Source organism: Peptococcus simiae (assembly GCF_046569735.1).
GTDB classification, from domain to species: Bacteria; Bacillota; Peptococcia; order Peptococcales; family Peptococcaceae; genus Peptococcus; species Peptococcus simiae_A.
In genome coordinates this window covers 25,179-41,273 of sequence record NZ_JBKICG010000006.1, presented here as the reverse complement: position 1 = coordinate 41,273, position 16,095 = coordinate 25,179, and the positions used below count along the sequence as shown (strand labels likewise).

Annotated in this window: 17 protein-coding genes; 15 read left to right on the top strand and 2 right to left on the bottom strand. The window is 46.9% G+C overall.

Annotated features, from left to right (window positions below; translation table 11 throughout):
• Positions 1-253 precede the first annotated feature (253 nt).
• Entirely contained in the window at positions 254-1,639 is a 1,386-nt protein-coding gene (gene dnaA / locus ACLGL1_RS03705; RefSeq protein WP_411007445.1) for a chromosomal replication initiator protein DnaA, read from the bottom strand.
• Positions 1,640-2,274: 635 nt separating this feature from the next.
• Here dnaA and rpmH point away from each other — a divergent pair.
• The 5 genes from rpmH to jag all read left to right on the top strand — a co-directional run bounded on the left by rpmH (position 2,275) and on the right by jag (position 4,751).
• On the top strand, positions 2,275-2,409 hold the full coding sequence (gene rpmH, locus ACLGL1_RS03700; RefSeq protein WP_411007444.1) for a 50S ribosomal protein L34: 135 nt from the start codon (positions 2,275-2,277) through the stop codon (positions 2,407-2,409).
• A gap of 80 nt (positions 2,410-2,489) precedes the next feature.
• Positions 2,490-2,852 carry a ribonuclease P protein component gene (rnpA, locus tag ACLGL1_RS03695; RefSeq protein WP_411007443.1) on the top strand — a complete coding sequence of 121 codons (363 nt, stop codon included), beginning with the start codon at positions 2,490-2,492 and terminating at the stop codon, positions 2,850-2,852.
• Positions 2,824-3,060 (top strand): membrane protein insertion efficiency factor YidD, encoded by a 237-nt coding sequence (gene yidD / locus ACLGL1_RS03690; protein WP_411007442.1) that lies wholly within the window; start codon positions 2,824-2,826, stop codon positions 3,058-3,060. Before rnpA ends, yidD begins: the two co-directional genes overlap by 29 nt.
• A 24-nt stretch (positions 3,061-3,084) precedes the next feature.
• Positions 3,085-3,966, top strand: coding sequence for a membrane protein insertase YidC (gene yidC, locus ACLGL1_RS03685; RefSeq protein WP_411007441.1), 882 nt, complete (start codon positions 3,085-3,087; stop codon positions 3,964-3,966).
• Positions 3,967-3,995: 29 nt separating this feature from the next.
• Positions 3,996-4,751 (top strand): RNA-binding cell elongation regulator Jag/EloR, encoded by a 756-nt coding sequence (gene jag, locus ACLGL1_RS03680; RefSeq protein ID WP_411007440.1) that lies wholly within the window; start codon positions 3,996-3,998, stop codon positions 4,749-4,751.
• 91 nt (positions 4,752-4,842) lie between these two features.
• On the opposite strand, the gene ACLGL1_RS03675 is transcribed toward jag, so the two are convergent.
• Positions 4,843-5,238, bottom strand: coding sequence for a helix-turn-helix domain-containing protein (locus tag ACLGL1_RS03675; RefSeq protein ID WP_411007439.1), 396 nt, complete (start codon positions 5,236-5,238; stop codon positions 4,843-4,845).
• Between the two features lie 478 nt (positions 5,239-5,716).
• On the opposite strand from ACLGL1_RS03675, the gene ACLGL1_RS03670 reads away from it, so the two are divergent.
• The 10 genes from ACLGL1_RS03670 to ACLGL1_RS03625 all read left to right on the top strand — a co-directional run bounded on the left by ACLGL1_RS03670 (position 5,717) and on the right by ACLGL1_RS03625 (position 16,031).
• On the top strand, positions 5,717-6,985 hold the full coding sequence (locus ACLGL1_RS03670) for a Glu/Leu/Phe/Val family dehydrogenase (RefSeq protein ID WP_411007438.1): 1,269 nt from the start codon (positions 5,717-5,719) through the stop codon (positions 6,983-6,985).
• A gap of 786 nt (positions 6,986-7,771) precedes the next feature.
• Entirely contained in the window at positions 7,772-8,521 is a 750-nt protein-coding gene (locus ACLGL1_RS03665; RefSeq protein WP_411007437.1) for an ABC transporter ATP-binding protein, read from the top strand.
• Positions 8,522-8,551: 30 nt separating this feature from the next.
• The gene (locus ACLGL1_RS03660; RefSeq protein ID WP_411007436.1) at positions 8,552-9,658 is read left to right on the top strand and encodes an ABC transporter substrate-binding protein; all 1,107 of its coding nucleotides are present in this window, start codon (positions 8,552-8,554) and stop codon (positions 9,656-9,658) included.
• A gap of 70 nt (positions 9,659-9,728) precedes the next feature.
• Positions 9,729-10,541 (top strand): ABC transporter permease, encoded by an 813-nt coding sequence (locus ACLGL1_RS03655; RefSeq protein ID WP_411007435.1) that lies wholly within the window; start codon positions 9,729-9,731, stop codon positions 10,539-10,541.
• 12 nt (positions 10,542-10,553) lie between these two features.
• Positions 10,554-11,369 carry an ABC transporter permease gene (locus ACLGL1_RS03650; protein WP_411007434.1) on the top strand — a complete coding sequence of 272 codons (816 nt, stop codon included), beginning with the start codon at positions 10,554-10,556 and terminating at the stop codon, positions 11,367-11,369.
• Positions 11,345-12,118, top strand: coding sequence for an ABC transporter ATP-binding protein (locus ACLGL1_RS03645; RefSeq protein WP_408977623.1), 774 nt, complete (start codon positions 11,345-11,347; stop codon positions 12,116-12,118). The genes ACLGL1_RS03650 and ACLGL1_RS03645 overlap by 25 nt, the downstream gene beginning before the upstream one ends.
• Positions 12,118-12,255, top strand: coding sequence for a hypothetical protein (locus ACLGL1_RS03640; protein ID WP_411007433.1), 138 nt, complete (start codon positions 12,118-12,120; stop codon positions 12,253-12,255). The genes ACLGL1_RS03645 and ACLGL1_RS03640 overlap by 1 nt, the downstream gene beginning before the upstream one ends.
• A gap of 24 nt (positions 12,256-12,279) precedes the next feature.
• Positions 12,280-13,350: an ABC transporter substrate-binding protein gene (locus tag ACLGL1_RS03635; RefSeq protein ID WP_411007432.1), complete on the top strand. Its 1,071-nt coding sequence runs from the start codon at positions 12,280-12,282 to the stop codon at positions 13,348-13,350.
• Between the two features lie 108 nt (positions 13,351-13,458).
• The gene (locus ACLGL1_RS03630) at positions 13,459-14,562 is read left to right on the top strand and encodes an ABC transporter substrate-binding protein (protein ID WP_411007431.1); all 1,104 of its coding nucleotides are present in this window, start codon (positions 13,459-13,461) and stop codon (positions 14,560-14,562) included.
• A gap of 392 nt (positions 14,563-14,954) precedes the next feature.
• The gene (locus tag ACLGL1_RS03625) at positions 14,955-16,031 is read left to right on the top strand and encodes an ABC transporter substrate-binding protein (protein ID WP_411007430.1); all 1,077 of its coding nucleotides are present in this window, start codon (positions 14,955-14,957) and stop codon (positions 16,029-16,031) included.
• Positions 16,032-16,095: the final 64 nt, after the last annotated feature.

The window sequence follows — 16,095 nt, the reverse complement described above, 5'->3', positions numbered from 1 at the left end:
CCTTATTATCCACAGTATCCAAAGACCATAATTGTTTTGTGGATAATAAGGGGTTTTTCCACAAACTTTCCCCAGTTATCCCCACAGGGTTAAAAAGAGCGGTTTGTAGATAAACATACTTTAAAATATATGTTTATTTATTTATCCACACGGTTGTGGAAAATAATGTGGATAAGAAAGGGCTTAACCAGGTGTTTTATAGGATTTTTCCACTTGTTGTGTAAAAAATGAGTGAAAAAATACTTTTCCACAACTATTCCCCGCGTAATATTTTAATCAGGTTATTGACTGTTGCCTTAACAGCCGGGTCTTTTTTGATTTCTGCATCGATTTTTTCAATGGCGTGGATGACCGTCGTATGGTCCCGGCCGCCAAATATTTCCCCAATTTTGGGCAGGCTCATATCGGTCAAGTCGCGGCAGAGGTACATGGCCACCTGGCGGGGGAAGACAATGTTTCGGTTCCGGCGTTTGCCCAGGAGTTCTTCCAGGCGGACCCCGTAGGTATCGCAGACCTGCTTTTGGATGCTTTCGCCGGTAATGGCCTTGTCGACCCCGATTTCAACGTATTGTTCCAGGAAGTCCTTGGCCAGGTCCAGGGTCAGGGGGAGGTTGTTCATGGTGGCATAGGAGGTCAGGGAGAGGAGGGCCCCCTCCAGTTCTCGGATATTGGTTTCCATATGCTCAGCCATAAAGGCGGTGATATCGTCAGAGACTTCCTTATGGTCCATCTGGGCCTTTTTCCGCAAGATAGCGATCCGGGTTTCCAGGTCCGGCGGCTGGATATCGGTGATGAGGCCCCATTCAAACCGGGTCCGTAACCGTTCTTCCAGGGTCGGGATTTCCTTGGGTGTCCGGTCTGAGGAAATGACGATTTGCTTATTTTTTTCATATAATTCGTTAAAGGTATGGAAGAATTCTTCCTGGGTCCCTTCTTTTTTTGCTAAAAATTGAATATCGTCAATTAAGAGGAGGTCCGCCTTCCGGTACTTATCGCGGAAGGTATTGGGCCGGTTATCCCGGATGGAATCGATGAGTTCATTGGTAAATTTTTCACTGGATACATAAATAATATTGGCCCCCGGCTGGGCCTTGATAATATGGTGGGCGATGGCGTGCATGAGGTGGGTCTTGCCCAGGCCGGACCCGCCGTAAATAAAGAGGGGGTTGTAGACCTTTTTATCATTTAAGTCCATAGCCATCCCCTCGGCAATGGCCAGGCTGGCCGCATGGGCGAACTGGTTGGACTTGCCGACCACAAAGTTTTCAAAGGTATTTTGGGTATTGATCCGGTAGCGGCCCATGAGGAGCATGGGCTCTTCTTCTTTTGGGGCGGGTCGGGCGGATTCGGCAATTTTAGGGAGGTCCATCTTGTTCAGGTCTTCGGCAAAGGCGATGATTTTGACCTTGACGTCTTTTTCGCCGCTTTCCTCACTGATGAGGCGTTCTAAGGTTCGTAAATGAGCCGGCGGCATCATTTCAGCCTTCATGGCATCGCCGGCCGCCAGGATATAGGTGCCCTCGTAGTAGCCGGCCAAGGTCATATTTTTAAAAAAGGTGTCATAAGTCGGTCCGTTGACCTCATTTTCAAGTTTGGCCATGACCCCTTGCCAAATGCCCTGATAGTGCTCGTTGGTCATAGGTGCTCCTTCTCTCTTCATCATTGCAGGGGCCGGTTAGCCAGTTAAGCCAACCGGTGTTGATTAGATATATAGGTATGTACTAAATTATCCACAAAGAAGGGTCTTATGTGGATAAAATTATAAAGTGAATGAGTTTATCATAGCAAAATGCTGGAGACTTATCAACAAGTAGGCGGTTGGATCCCTTAAAAGATTCTTTATATTAAAAAGGAAAAGCCTCCGATTAAGGGCTGTAGAAGGCGGTGTAAATAGGGAAAAAAGCATAAAATAAGCTTTTTTTCCTTATTTAGGGGGTAAGGACTGGTTCCTCATTTAAAAAAAGAGGTTAAAATCAAGGAAAAAGGGGCTTATACACATTATGCACAGCCTGTGCATAAGTCAAAAATGGCTCAATAGAGCTGGTTAAAACATTTGAGTTATCCCCAATTCACAATAAAAAATCTGTGGATAATGTGGATAAGCTTAGTGGATTTCGGTCCTTTCCCTCTTTTTAGCCTTCTGACTTTGGGGATAAAATGTTAATTAAGAGAAAAAGGCTCTTTTCCTGGATAAATACGTACTTTTTTCTTGACCAGGTATTTTTATTGAAGTATAATGTACGTCGTATGTAAAATTGGTCAGGAGGTGTCATAATGAAACGTACCTATCAACCGAAAAGAAGAAAACACCAACGCGTTCATGGTTTTCGCAAACGTATGTTAACTAAAAGTGGCCGTAACGTTTTAAAAAGAAGAAGAGCGAGAGGCAGAAAACGTTTAAGCGCATAACTTTCATACTTGAAGGCCCGGTGTGGCCTTTTTTTTCTCATTTTCAAATGTATTGAGCAAAATTTTAAAGAAGGGATATTGTGCTGCCAAAAGCCAACCGCTTGAGAAGTGATGCTTCATTTCAAAGGGTCTACCAATATAAGAAAAGTTTGGCCAACCGCTACCTGGTTTGCTACCAATATCCTCGAGCTGATGAAGGTCCTACGCGGATAGGATTTTCTATTTCTAAAAGGGTCGGTAAAGCCCATACCCGCAATTATTTAAAGCGGGTCTTAGGGGAAGTAAGCCGGCTACATTTCGACCATATCCCCCGGGGGTATGACATCATTATTATTGTCCGCCAGCCGGCCGCCCAGCTCGCCTATGATGGGCTTGAAAAAAATTACCTATCATTACTTAAAAAGGGAGGACTCTATGACGCTCCCAGCAAAAGCGGCAGTTAAAATGATCGGCCTCTACCGCCAGTATATTTCTCCATTAAAACCGACGCCGACTTGTCGCTTTATTCCAACCTGTTCCCAATATGCCTATGAGGCCATCACCCGCTTTGGTTTCCTACGCGGGGGCCTATTGGCTCTTTGGCGGATCTTGCGCTGCAACCCCCTTTGTAAGAGCGGCTATGATCCGGTGCCTAAAAAATTCGGGAGGTGAATGCCTCATTTTTGAGGCGGGTATTTGAATACACTAGTTCAATTTATGACAAGCGTCATTGGCGCTTTTTATGACTTTACACAAACCATTGGCTTTCCCAGCTATGCTTTAGCCATTATCCTTTTGGGGATTGTGGTCAGGATTTTACTCTTCCCCCTATCTTTAAAGCAAATGAAGTCCATGCTGGGGATGAGTGAAATCCAGCCGGAGCTCAAGGAAATCCAGGCCAAGTATGCCAGTAACCGGGAAAAAATGAATGAAGAAATGCAGCGGCTCTACGTCGAGTACGAGGTCAACCCCATGGCCGGCTGCCTGCCTATTCTCATTCAAATGCCTATTTTATACGCCCTCTTCCGGGCCTTGCGGACCTTCCAATTTACAGAAAATGACAGTTTTTTCTGGATTGAGCACTTAAACGACAAGGACCCCTACTTTATCCTGCCGGTCGTTCTGGCTGTGGTCATGTTCCTCCAGCAACGCCTGTCTATGCCCAAGGGCAGCCCTATGGCAGATAACCCTTCCATGAAGGCCATGCTCTATGTCATGCCGGTCATGATGGGGGTTTTTGCCCTCCAATTCCCGGCTGGCCTTTGTGTATACTGGGTGACTACATCTGCCCTCATGATTTTCCAACAAATCATTATGAATAAACAGCGGAAGAAAGAGCAGGAAAGACGGGCTGAAGAACGGGCCAAACGTCAGGCTGAACGGGAACTCAAGGCCAAAGAAGAACGTTTAAAGGGCCACAACCCCTCTAAGAAAAAATCTAAAAAAGAACTCAAGGCCATCCACAAGGCCAAAAAAGGAACCGGCTATAAGGCCCCCAGTCAAGCCGGCAGCACCAAGGGTTTTGATCCAAACAATCCAAAAGCCGTTTATAGACCAGCAAATAAAAAGAAAAAGTAAGGACCTTTTTTTAGATAGGAAGGGATATTATGAGACGTCAACAATTTACTGGCAAGACCCTTGCCGAGGCTGTTGCAACAGCTGCGCGTGAACTTGGCCTCTCGGAAAATGTATTGGACTACACGGTCTTAGAAAAAGCCAGCAAGGGATTTTTGGGTTTTGGGGCTAAAGAGGCCCGTATTGAAGTGGCAGTAGATGACCTGGCCGACAAAGAGGTTTCCGCAGCTCCGGTCAGCCAGCCCAGTGCGCAGGACAAAGCCCCGGAAGCACCCCAGGCAGCGGGCCCCGTCCTTACAGAAAGCCCTGCAAGTGACTCGGCTGACCAGGATAGCCTGCTGACTCCGGAAAATATAGGCCTTGAATTTCTGGCCCCTATTTTTGAAGCCTTGGGCGTTCAACCCACCGTGGAAATTCAGGAAGATGATGACCAGATCACCTTTGCCATGTATGGCGAAGAGGTTGGCATCTTAATCGGCCGGCGGGGCGATACCTTAAATGCCCTCCAGTTTTTACTGTCATTGGCTATAAACCGCCGGCTAGGTGGTCATAAGAGGGTTATCTTAGACTGTGAAGACTACCGGGCCCGTAGGGCAGAGACCCTCAGCAGTCTGGCCCACCGGATGGCTGAAAAAGCACGTAAAACCGGCCGCCGGGTGACCCTGGACTCCATGAATGCAGCTGAACGTCGTCTTGTCCACCTGGCCCTGGAAAAAGAACCGGGTGTTAAGGCGGAAAGTTATGGGGAAGACCCCCATCGTAAGATCGTTATTTATCCGCAAAATTAATAAAAAATATCAGGGCCCCTAGCTTGCTATCAGTCAACTAGGGGCCCTGTATTTTTTAGATTTTATTTATGAATAGGCAGGAGGTCATTCGTTACTCCTTATTATTGAGGACGGCATCCTCTCCTTCGCTAGCTGGATCCTTAGAGGCTAGCGGATTCAGAAGACTTTTTTGTGCATTGACCCGGTTTAATTCGACTTCTGCAATGACCCGGACGGCTTCTTTACCATGGTCATCTAATTGCTTATAAAGGGCTAAGATTTCTTCTTCTTCAATAGAACTATCCTCTGTTTGGCCAGTAGCAAAAAAGTCCAGGGTTACATTTAAATTTTCAGCTAAAGCTTGCAATATACGGATATCTACCTTGGTATTATCTCTCTTAATAATGCCGTAAATGGTTTGTGGGCTAATATCTGTTTCTTTTGCTAATTTATTCACATTTGTGTCACGATAGTCAATCAGTGTCTTTAATTTTGTTCCGATAGCCATCCGGAACCCTCCTTATAATAAAACATTAATAAAAAAGGAAATAAATAATTTTAATGTTATATAACTATCTTTTTCATTATAATACCATATGAGTAAGGAATATTCTATACATAAAAATCAAAAAATAGCTAAAATAAGATAAGAGTTATCAAATGAATATGCACTTGTAAATGAGAAAAATGATGAGGGAATCTTTATAGAGGATCACTAGGAACCATCATCATTATAAATATAATAAAATCAATCAATGTAGAGAGGGGTATATAAATAATCATTTATAATCAATGATATTAAATTAAAGGGTAAGAAAGGCTAAAATGTCTTCTTTATAGCTAAAAAATGATTCATAAAAAAATTTAAGGTATAAAGTGGCTAAATTCCTTTAAATTTGCCTATTTTTATTTTTCAAAATCTTTGCTTTGTGCTATACTGAATTTAGTAAGTGGTTTCCATTACTAAATTTTAGGAGGTTGCTAAATTGGCTACTGAAAATCTAAATCCTTTTGAGAGTGCACAAGCCAAAGTTAAACACGCTTGTGAACAACTCGGACTCGACGACAACGTTTATCAATTCCTTTCTGAACCTCAACGTGTCATCGAAGTTAATATTCCTGTTCATATGGATGACGGTTCTTTGAAAATGTTCAAAGGCTGGCGGTCCCTGCACAACAATGCCATTGGGCCGGGCAAGGGCGGCATCCGTTTCCATCCGGGCGTTAACTATGACGAAGTTCGTGCACTGTCCATCTGGATGACCTTCAAGTGCGGCATTATGGGCATTCCTTACGGCGGTGGTAAGGGCGGCGTCATCTGTGACCCCCTCACCCTCTCTGATAAAGAATTAGAACAAATCGCCCGTGGTTATGTTCGTGGTTTGCACAAATACATTGGTGAAAAAATTGACGTGCCGGCACCTGACGTAGGAACCAACGGCCAAATCATGAGCTGGATGACTGATGAGTACATTAAATTAAATGGTGACCAAGCCTCTTTAGGCGTATTCACCGGTAAGCCTGTTGCTTGGGGCGGTTCTGAAGGCCGTAATGAAGCTACCGGTTTCGGGATTTATGTTATCGCCCGTGAAGCCGCTAAGAAAATTGGTATTGATATTGCCCACGCTTCTGTTGCCGTCCAAGGCTTCGGGAACGTTGGCCGTTTCACCTGCAAAAACATGTTCCGTCAAGGGACCAAAGTGGTTGCAGTATCTGAATGGGAACCGAAAAACGGCGCATATGTCATCTATAAAGAAGATGGCTTAAACTACGAAGAAATGGTTGAATACGTAGAAAAGAACCACAACCTGCTAAACTTCCCTGGCTCCAAGTCCCTGACCATGGACGAATTCTGGGCCCTGGATGTTGATATCCTCGTACCGGCTGCCCTTGAAAACGCCATCACTGCAGAAGTTGCTGAAAAGATCAAAGCTAAATTGGTCTGCGAAGCAGCTAACGGCCCGACCACCCCGGCTGCTGATGAAGTCCTTAATAGAAGAGGCATCATCTTAACTCCGGACGTTCTGACTAATGCCGGTGGTGTTACCGTTTCCTACTTCGAATGGGTCCAAAACCTCTATGGCTACTATTGGACTGAAGCCGAAGCTGAATCCCGTCAGGAAGAAGCCATGGTTTCTGCTTTCAATGATATCTGGGCTATCCGCGAAGAACACAAGGTTACCGTTCGTGAAGCTGCCTACATGAACTCTGTTAAAAAAGTAGCAGACGTCATGAAATTACGCGGCTGGGTATAATCTAATCTTTACAAGCACCCGAAAGGGTGCTTTTTTATTTACTGTGGATGGCACTGGATAAAATACACTTTTATAAAGGTGTCCTATACCAGTAGAGGTTCAGGTCATTTAAAATAAAAAATTAGAAGATAATATCTCTTTCTAATTTGATCATTTAAATAGTGCTTGTGGACTAAGCTTTCATGGAACAATTTCTTAACCAATGGTAGAAAAAGTTGGTTTTATTGCAATAAAATAATGAAAGATTAATAATGATGCCGTAAATAATTGAAAGACTTTATTGATATATAATAAACGAAAAAGAATATAAAATTAAAAATAAGGACGGTAAAATGATATTTTTATAATTGTTTGCATAAATTTATAGGGAAGTGCTTTTTACCCCTTATTTTATTAAAGTTAGCCTTTATTTTATTATAAAATATCAAAAAATGGTAACAATTGCTTTAAAATCGGAAATTTTAGGAGAACTGTTATATATAAAAGTTAGTAAATCTTAAAGTATTATATAAATATCTTAAAATAACCTTTTTTAAAGTATATAAATACATATAACATAACTGAATTGTTTTAAAATTTTGATATTACCAGAAAGATAATTGACAGCCAGCGAACAACACTATAAAATTGTATAAAAGCGAATATAAAATTTATTAATAGAATAATTAAAAAATCGTTAGCAACTTATTGATAAATATATTCGCTTATTGCAACGATAGCAATCCTATGGGCAGGGTTGACTATCATTGTTTAGTGAAGCCCAGGTGGCGTGAAAGGAGAACGCCTATGATTGACCAAAGGCGCGACAAGGTGGTCGTGCGCAATTTAACGAAGTCTTTTGATGATTTGTTGGTGCTCAATGATATTAACTTTACCGTTAAAGAGGGGGAGTTTCTTGTTATTGTTGGACCGACCGGCTGTGGGAAAACAACCTTCCTTAATTTACTATCAACTTTGTATACCCCGACAAAAGGGCAGATCCTTATTGATGGTGAACCGGCTGATCCAAAAAAGCACAATATCAGCTTCGTTTTTCAGGAGCCCTCCTGCTTGCCTTGGCGGACGGTAAAAGAAAATATTGCGTATGGCATGGAAGTCAAGAAATTTCCTAAGGATAAAATGGAAGAGCAATTGGATAAGGTTATGAAATTAGTCGGTTTAACTCAAACGGCGGACTTATACCCCAATCAGATTTCCTCGTCTATGGAACAGCGGGTAGCTATAGCCCGGGCCTTTGCGGTAAATCCGGACTTATTACTCATGGATGAACCCTATGGACAATTGGATGTGAAGTTGCGGTTTTATTTGGAAGATGAGTTGGTGCGGATTTGGCAAGAATTTAAGAATACAGTTATTTTTATTACCCACAATGTTGAAGAAGCAGTGTATATTGCAGAACGGATTTTAGTATTGACCAATAAGCCAACGACGATCAAAGAAGAAATTCCAATCAATTTAGCTCGCCCCCGTAATTATTTAGATAAGGACTTTGTTCATTTGCGGGAGCATGTCACTGAAGCCATTCGCTGGTGGTAGACCGGTAGATATTTGAAGGAGGAATATTTTATGAAACGCAAGGTATTGGCCATGGTATTATTGGCAGCATTTTCTGTAGCGACTTTTGCTGGTTGCGGCGGAGGCGGTGCAGACAGCAGCTCGGCTGCAGGCGGTTCTGCAGGGAGCGGCGACTTGGTTTTCGGCTTTTTAAACCAGATTGATACCTGGCCGGCTTATTCGGCTATTGAAGATGGGACTGCTGAAAAATACGGCTTAACTGGCCTGTCTACTTCAAACTCTATGGAACTTTTTGACTCAGGGATGCCCATGGTTGAGGCTATGATTTCCGGTGCTTGGCAGATCGGTGATGCCGGTTCTGTACCGGTACTTATGGCGGCCCTCCGCTATGATGCCGAGGTCGTGGGGATTGCTTCTAACGAATCACCGGCCAATGCCATTGTGGCCCGGGAAGATAACCCGGCCCTGAAGGTGACCAACCCTAAATTTGAAACAGCCAAGGGGGATGCGGAAACCGTTAAAGGGAAAACCATTTTAGTGGCTACCGTTTCTTCCGCCCACTTTGTCGTTGACCAATGGCTGAAATCCATGGACTTAACAGACAAGGATGTTACCATTAAGAACCTGGAACAACCCCAGGCCATCAAGGCTTTTGAATCCGGTGAAGGGGACTTCCTGGCCCTCTGGAGTCCGGAACTCTACCAGGCCTACGGTAAGGGTTGGAAAGACGTTGCTACCGGTAAGGATGTCAATGCCAACACCCTCATGCTCTACTTTGCTCCGAAAGATTGGGCCAAGGAAAATAAGGACACCATTGCCCGCTTCCTGGCTATGACCTCTTCTAAGGTAGACGAATACAATAGTAAGGGCGAAGCACTCGTCCCTGACTTGCAAAAATTCTTCCAAGACTTTGGGGCTATGAAATTCAGTGAAGAAGAAACCAAGCTGGATATTGAACGCCATGAACTCTATACCGTCGACCAACAGCTTCAATTAATGTCTTCCGGTGATGTTGAAAAATGGATGATCGACATTGGGGACTTCTTTGTTCGCCAAGGGAAGTTTACGGAAGATGAATTAGCCCAGTTAAAAGAAAAACACTTCAATATTACTGATGAATATTTGAAGGCAGCTAAGGACGTCAGCCCGTCTGAATAACATGTGACCGTGGCTTGTGGCCCAGTGCTGCAAGCCACTCTTTATTCATCGGTTGGTTAGGAGTGAAAGTATGTCAACCAAGAACATCACTCGGCCGCAACGTAAAAGGTCTTTCTATACAGCAATTTCAATTATTACGGTCATTGCATTCTTCTGTTTTTGGGAAGGAATTGTACGTTTCGGGATTGTTTCAGAATTTTACCTGGCGTCACCGACCCAGGTGGTAGAGCTCTTTATTTCCAAGTTAAGCAATGAAGCACCGGATGGGGCCCTGCTGGTTACCCATATCAAGGTGAGCCTGACAGAGGCCTTAACAGGCTACTTCCTGGCCCTGGCCATTGGGATCCCCCTGGGCCTGGCCATGGGCTGGTTCTATACCTTTGATGGGCTGGTCCGGCCGATTTTTGAATTGGTCCGGCCGGTGCCGTCTCCGGCCTGGATTCCGCTGGTTATTATTTGGTTTGGGACCGGCCTGGTCAGTAAGGTCTTTATTATCTTTGTAGGGGCCCTGGTCCCCTGTGTTATTAACTCTTATTCTGGGGTGGCCCAGACCAACCCCACCTTTATCCGGATGGCCCGGACCTATGGGGCCAGCAACTGGGAAATATTTAAAAATATCTGCGTCCCTTCGGCCCTGCCCATGGTCTTCGGCGGCCTCCAGGTGGCCCTGGCTTCGGCCTGGACCTGCCTGGTCGCAGCGGAATTGGTTGGTGCTGATGCGGGCCTGGGTTTCCTCATTCAGATGGGCCGCCGGCTCCTCATGCCGGATATGATCATTCTAGGGATGGTCATGGTGGCCCTGACCGGGGTGGCTGTCACCATTGTTATTGCCTTTGTTGAGCGGGCCCTGGTTAAAGGGATGCGCCGCGGCGAAGATCGATAGGAGGGGATTCCTTTGTCTAGTCAAGTAGAAACAGTAAAGGGCCCCAATCCCTTGGTGAAGGCCCTGCGCAACAAACGCGTCTTAAATGCCATCTCTATTATCGGATTTTTACTGATTTGGGACCTGGCTGTCCAAAGCGGCCTCTTGGCCATCATGCCCCGGCCCCATGAGGTCCTCTTACGCTGGGTAGAGCTTATGCATGAACCCTATGCCGGCCATACCCTGCCCATTCATGTGTGGATTTCCTTCCGCCGGGTCATCATCGCCTTCTTACTGGCAGCAGCTATTGGGATACCCACCGGGGTCATCATGGCCTTCAGTAAGTTCGCCCATGCGGTGATCCGGCCTATTTTCGAATTTTTCAAGCCCATGCCGCCCATTGCCTGGATTTCCCTATCTATCTTATGGTTTGGCCTAGGGGAAACCTCTAAAATTTTCCTGATTTTTATCGGCTGCGTGGTCCCCTGTATCTTGAACTCCTATAATGGGATCCGCCTGGTGGACCCGGAATTATACGATGCCGTCCGTAACCTGGGGGCCAATTACTGGCAGGAACAAACCCAGGTCACCTTCCCGGCCTCCCTACCGGCGATTTTCGCCGGCCTCCAGGTGGCCCTGTCCTCCGGCTGGACCTGCGTGGTCGCCGCAGAATTGGTCGGCGCCCGGGAGGGGATTGGCTATCTCACATTTGTCGGTATGAAGCAGGATGATATTGCTATGACCATTGGCGGGATTTTAACCATCTGCCTGGTCAGTTTCCTGTCCTCGCTCTTTTTAACCTATCTTGAAAGGTGGTTGTGCCCATGGAAACGCAACATCAGCGAATAGAAGATGGGGATCGGGTCATCACCTGTACCAATATTTCCAAGGATTACGGTAAGAAAAAAGTCCTGTCACCGATGGACTTTGAGGTCTATAAAAATGAATTTGTGGTCATCCTGGGCCCGGGGCAGGCCGGTAAAACAACCCTCTTCCGCCTGATTGCCGGCTTTGAAGGGCCGACAACCGGTAAAGTGGTCGTTGGTGGCGAAGAAGTCAAGGGCCCAGGCACCCAGGTGGGTTATGTTTTCCAGCGCTATATGCTCTTCCCCTGGCAGACGGTCATGGGGAATGTATCCATGGGGCCCAAGCTGCGGGGGGTTAAAAAGGAAGACCGGCTGAAAAAGGCGCAAAAGTACATCGACCTGGTGGGCCTGACCGGCTTTGAAAAGAGCTACCCCCACCAGCTTTCCGGGGGGATGAAGCAGCGGGTCGGGATTGCCCGGGCCTATGTCAATGAGCCCCAGCTCCTTCTTTTAGACGAGCCCTTCGGCCAGCTGGATGCCCAGACCCGGATTTTAATGGAGCAGGAAATCGAACGGGTCTGGCAGGCGGAAAAGCGGACCATCCTCTTTGTGACCTCGAATATTGACGAGGCCATCTACCTGGCAGACCGGATTATTATCCTGGATGGTAAGCTGCCCAGCCACCTGGCTACCACCTTTACCATTGACCTCCCCCGGCCGCGGGACCTGCTCAGTGAAGAATTCCTGCGCCTGCGCCAGGAAATTTCCGACAGCATGAGTTTGGTGCTCTAATGGATCGCTTATTCGACTTAACCCAGGGCAATTGGTTCACCTTGGCGGTGGCTGCAGGAATGGTCTTGGCCTTTATCCTCTTCAGACGGTTAATCTTCTTTTTGGCCGCCTGGCTGACCGGCCGCTACGGTGGCTGATTGCTCAATGAAAAGGAGTTGCCTATGAAAAGAATATCCTCTCTTGTAGCGGTCCTCTTAGCAGTGACCTTGCTGGCCAGTGCCTGCGGGACTTCAGCGCCTTCGTCAGAACCGGCGACCAGCTCTAGCCCGGCTAAGGTCCTCCCCATTAAGGTGGCTACCCTGGCCCAGATTGATGCCTGGCCCCTGGTTAACGCTGTCCAGGATGGGGAAGCAGACCGTTACGGTTTACAAATAACAGATAAAAATATGATGATTTTTGATTCGGGGATGGAGGCCGTTGAAGGGATTCCCGCCAAGGCCTTTACCCTGGCGGATATCGGTCAGCTGCCGGCCCTGATGGCGGCTAGCCGCTATAAGGCTAAAATTGTGGGCGTGGCTGCTGAAGAAAGTGCAGCCAATGCCATTTTAGCCCGGGGAGACTCTCCGGTATTCAATGAAGGCAATAGCGCCGAGGCAGTAAGAGGGGCTACAGTTTTAGTGACCTCCGTCTCTTCCGCCCACCAGTTATTGGCGGCCTGGCTCCAGGACCTGGGCCTCGCAGAAAACGATATTACCATCCGGACAGTGGAACAACAGACGGCCATTTCCGCCTTTGAAGCAGGGGATGGGGACTTCCTGGTCCTTTGGTCGCCGGCCCTTTACCGGGCCCTGGATAAGGGCTTTAAGGTCGTGAAAACCGCAGCAGACCTAGGCCTACCCTCCTATATGTTCTATGTCGTACCGGAAAATATTTCTGCTGATGAAAGTGAGGCGGTGGCCAGGTTCTTAGCTATGACCGATGGTCAAGTGGCCAGCTACCAGGCCGGTGGTGATGCCATCCACACCAGTGTCAAAGACTTCTTTAAAAGTTATGCCGGGATGACCATTTCTGATAATGATGTGACCGAAGAAATCAACCGGCACAAACTCTACCGGTTGGATGAACAGCTGGCCCTTTTTGAAGATGGGAGCCTGGAAAAAACCCTAGCATCTTTGGCAGATGCTCAAGTAGCAGATAACAAGTTAGATGCGGAAGAAGTCAATCTTGCTAAAGAAAAGCACTTTTACCTGGACAAAAGTTTCTTGGAAGCAGCCCAGGGCTATGTAAAGTAATGGATAATAACCCTATAGGATAGATACTTGGCTGAAGTGTATATCTATAGTGGCAGGTGCGCACCTCGGTCACGCGAGGTGCGCTTTTTTACAAAGGGAGAAGATAGTATGTTGAAAAAAATAGTAGCGGTCAGTTTATCTCTTGCCTTTTTGCTTGGTATGACGGCCTGCGGGACTACTGATCCCAGTGCGAGCACCAGTAGTGTAGATAAGGGTAGTGCCGCCCCCTCCTCCATGCCTGAGCAGACCAGTGGCTTAACGATAGCCACCCTCAACCAATTGGATGCCTGGCCTGCCTACCATGCCAGGGAGGACGGGGTAGCCAATGCCTATGGCATTTCTTATAAGCTCCAATCTTACACCGCAGGCTTTCAATTGGTAGAAGATGCTTCCTTAGGTAAGTGGCAAATTGGTAATGTGGGCGGGGTCCCGGCCCTATTAGGCGTTCTTAACCGCCAGTTGACCATTATCGGTATTGCTGCTGATGAAAGCGATGCCAATGCCCTCCTGACCCGTAAGGATAACCCAAATTTCAATGAAGAAAATGATGGTGTATTCGGGACGGCTGAGCAATTACGGAATAAGGCTATTTATACCACCCAGGCGTCCAGTGCCCACCGGCTAATAGACGCCTATCTGAAAAAACTGGGTCTTACAGAAGCGGATGTGAACTTACAATATGCCTCTCAAGCTGAATGCGTTGAGGCCTTAAAAGACGGTCGGGCAGAGCTGGCATCCTTATGGGCCCCCTACACCTATGAAGCAGAGAAGGCTATCGGTGAGGTCAAAACGGTTGCAAAAGGCAGCGACCTTGGCGTGCGCAATTACATGGTCTATGTAGCTAATAAGGATTGGGCTAGCAATAATAAAGAAACCATCGCCCGCTTTTTAGCAGCGACCGGTGAAGAGGCGGCAGCAATTGACCAGGCCAGAGAAGGGGAATTGGCGACCTTCTTTACCAGCTATGGGAAGGCTAATTTAAAGAGCCAGCATATTGCTGAAGAGCTTCAATCGCATAAACTCTTTTCTGTTGACGAGCAGTTGGCTCTTCTGGAAAATGGCGATTTACGTCAAGGCATGGATGACGTAGCCAGCTTCTTTAAGGGGATTAACCGCTTTGCCCAGTCGAATTATGACCAATTATCAGAAATGAATTACGGCATTGATGATAGCTATCTGAAACTGGCTAAAGAAATGAAAAAAAGGGCCTAGACGAGTCTTCTATCTTTAAAGCTAAGGCTATTGAAAAATAGCCCCCAAAAAAGCACAAGCCCCGTCTCATTTTTTTTGAGACGGGGCTTTGTCGAATGTTTTATTCGTTCTGACAGAGCCCCTTTTGTATATGATATTTGATTCAATACCTGGGAGATTTTTGGAATTATTTATTTATTCTAAAAAGACAATAAATTACATTGACACAACCCATTAAATAAACTAATATATAAATGAAAAATCCTTTCTCATCCTTGGTGATAATAAATTAGACCAGCTGTCTGGATGAAGGCATAGCTTGTCCCTATAGGCCGCTGCTTACCGGCTGAGCGGCCTATGGAGTGGTGGCTCTCCGGTAAGCGGGGGCATTTTTTATAGAAGGGAGAATTATTATGTTTAAGCGGCTATTGCTTGTCGGCTTATCGCTGACCTTATTGATGACGATGGTAGCTTGCGCTTTAACGCATTCCGAGCCGACATCAAGTCAACCGTCGGCAGATGGACCAGCCCTTACGGTGGCAACTTTAAACCAGCTGGATGCCTGGCCGGCCTATGCAGTCCTGCAAAAGGGTCAGACGCAAGGTTATGACCTGGACTATGGACTAAAAAGCTACCAGACAGGGATCAAACTCGTTGAAGACGGGGCCCTGGGAAAATGGCAAATCGGCGATGTGGGGGCGGTCCCGGCCTTACTAGGGGTCTTAAACCGCCACTTGACCATTGTCGGGGTGGCTGCTGAAGAAAGCGACGCCAATTGGCTCCTGGCCAAGGCCGGCCATCCGGTTTTAGAGGGCAAAACCGGGGACTTGGCCGGGACAGCCGAAACCGTCCGGGGTAAGACCATCTACGTCACCCAGGCCTCCAGCGGCCATGCCCTGGCCCATGCCTATTTGAGCCATCTGGGCCTGACGGAGGCGGATGTCAACCTCAAATATGGGTCACCGAAAGAGTGCCTCAGGGTCCTTGGTGACGGCACAGCTGACCTGGTAGCCCTCTGGGCCCCCTATACCTACCAGGCGGAAAAGATTGCTGGTGGGGTTGAGCAGGTGGCCAAGGGCAGTGACCTGGGTATCCACCAGTACATGCTTTATGTGGCGGATACCAGCTGGGCTGCGCATAATAAGGAGGTCCTGGTAGCCTTCCTAGCAGACGTCAGCCGGGAAGCTGCCGGCATTGATGAGGTGGCTAATAAGGACTTACTGGCCTTTTTCAAGGACTATGCCGACACCAGCCTAAGCCAAGACCAGCTGGCTACTGACCGCAAGACCCACCGGCTCTTATCCCTCGAGGACCAGCTGGCCCTGATAGATAGTGGCCACTTGGCCCAGGGTATGGACGAAGTGGCCCGATTTTTCACCCAAATCAACCGTTTTGCAGACCGGAATTATGAGGAATTGGCGGAGCAGAACTTCGGTATAGATGACAGCTATCTTAAAGCGGCCCAGGCCCTGCACCAGCTGGATAAATAAAAAAACCGCCGTCGCCAGGCCTTTTGCAGAGAAGGGCTGGATGACCTATTATTGGGAGTTGATG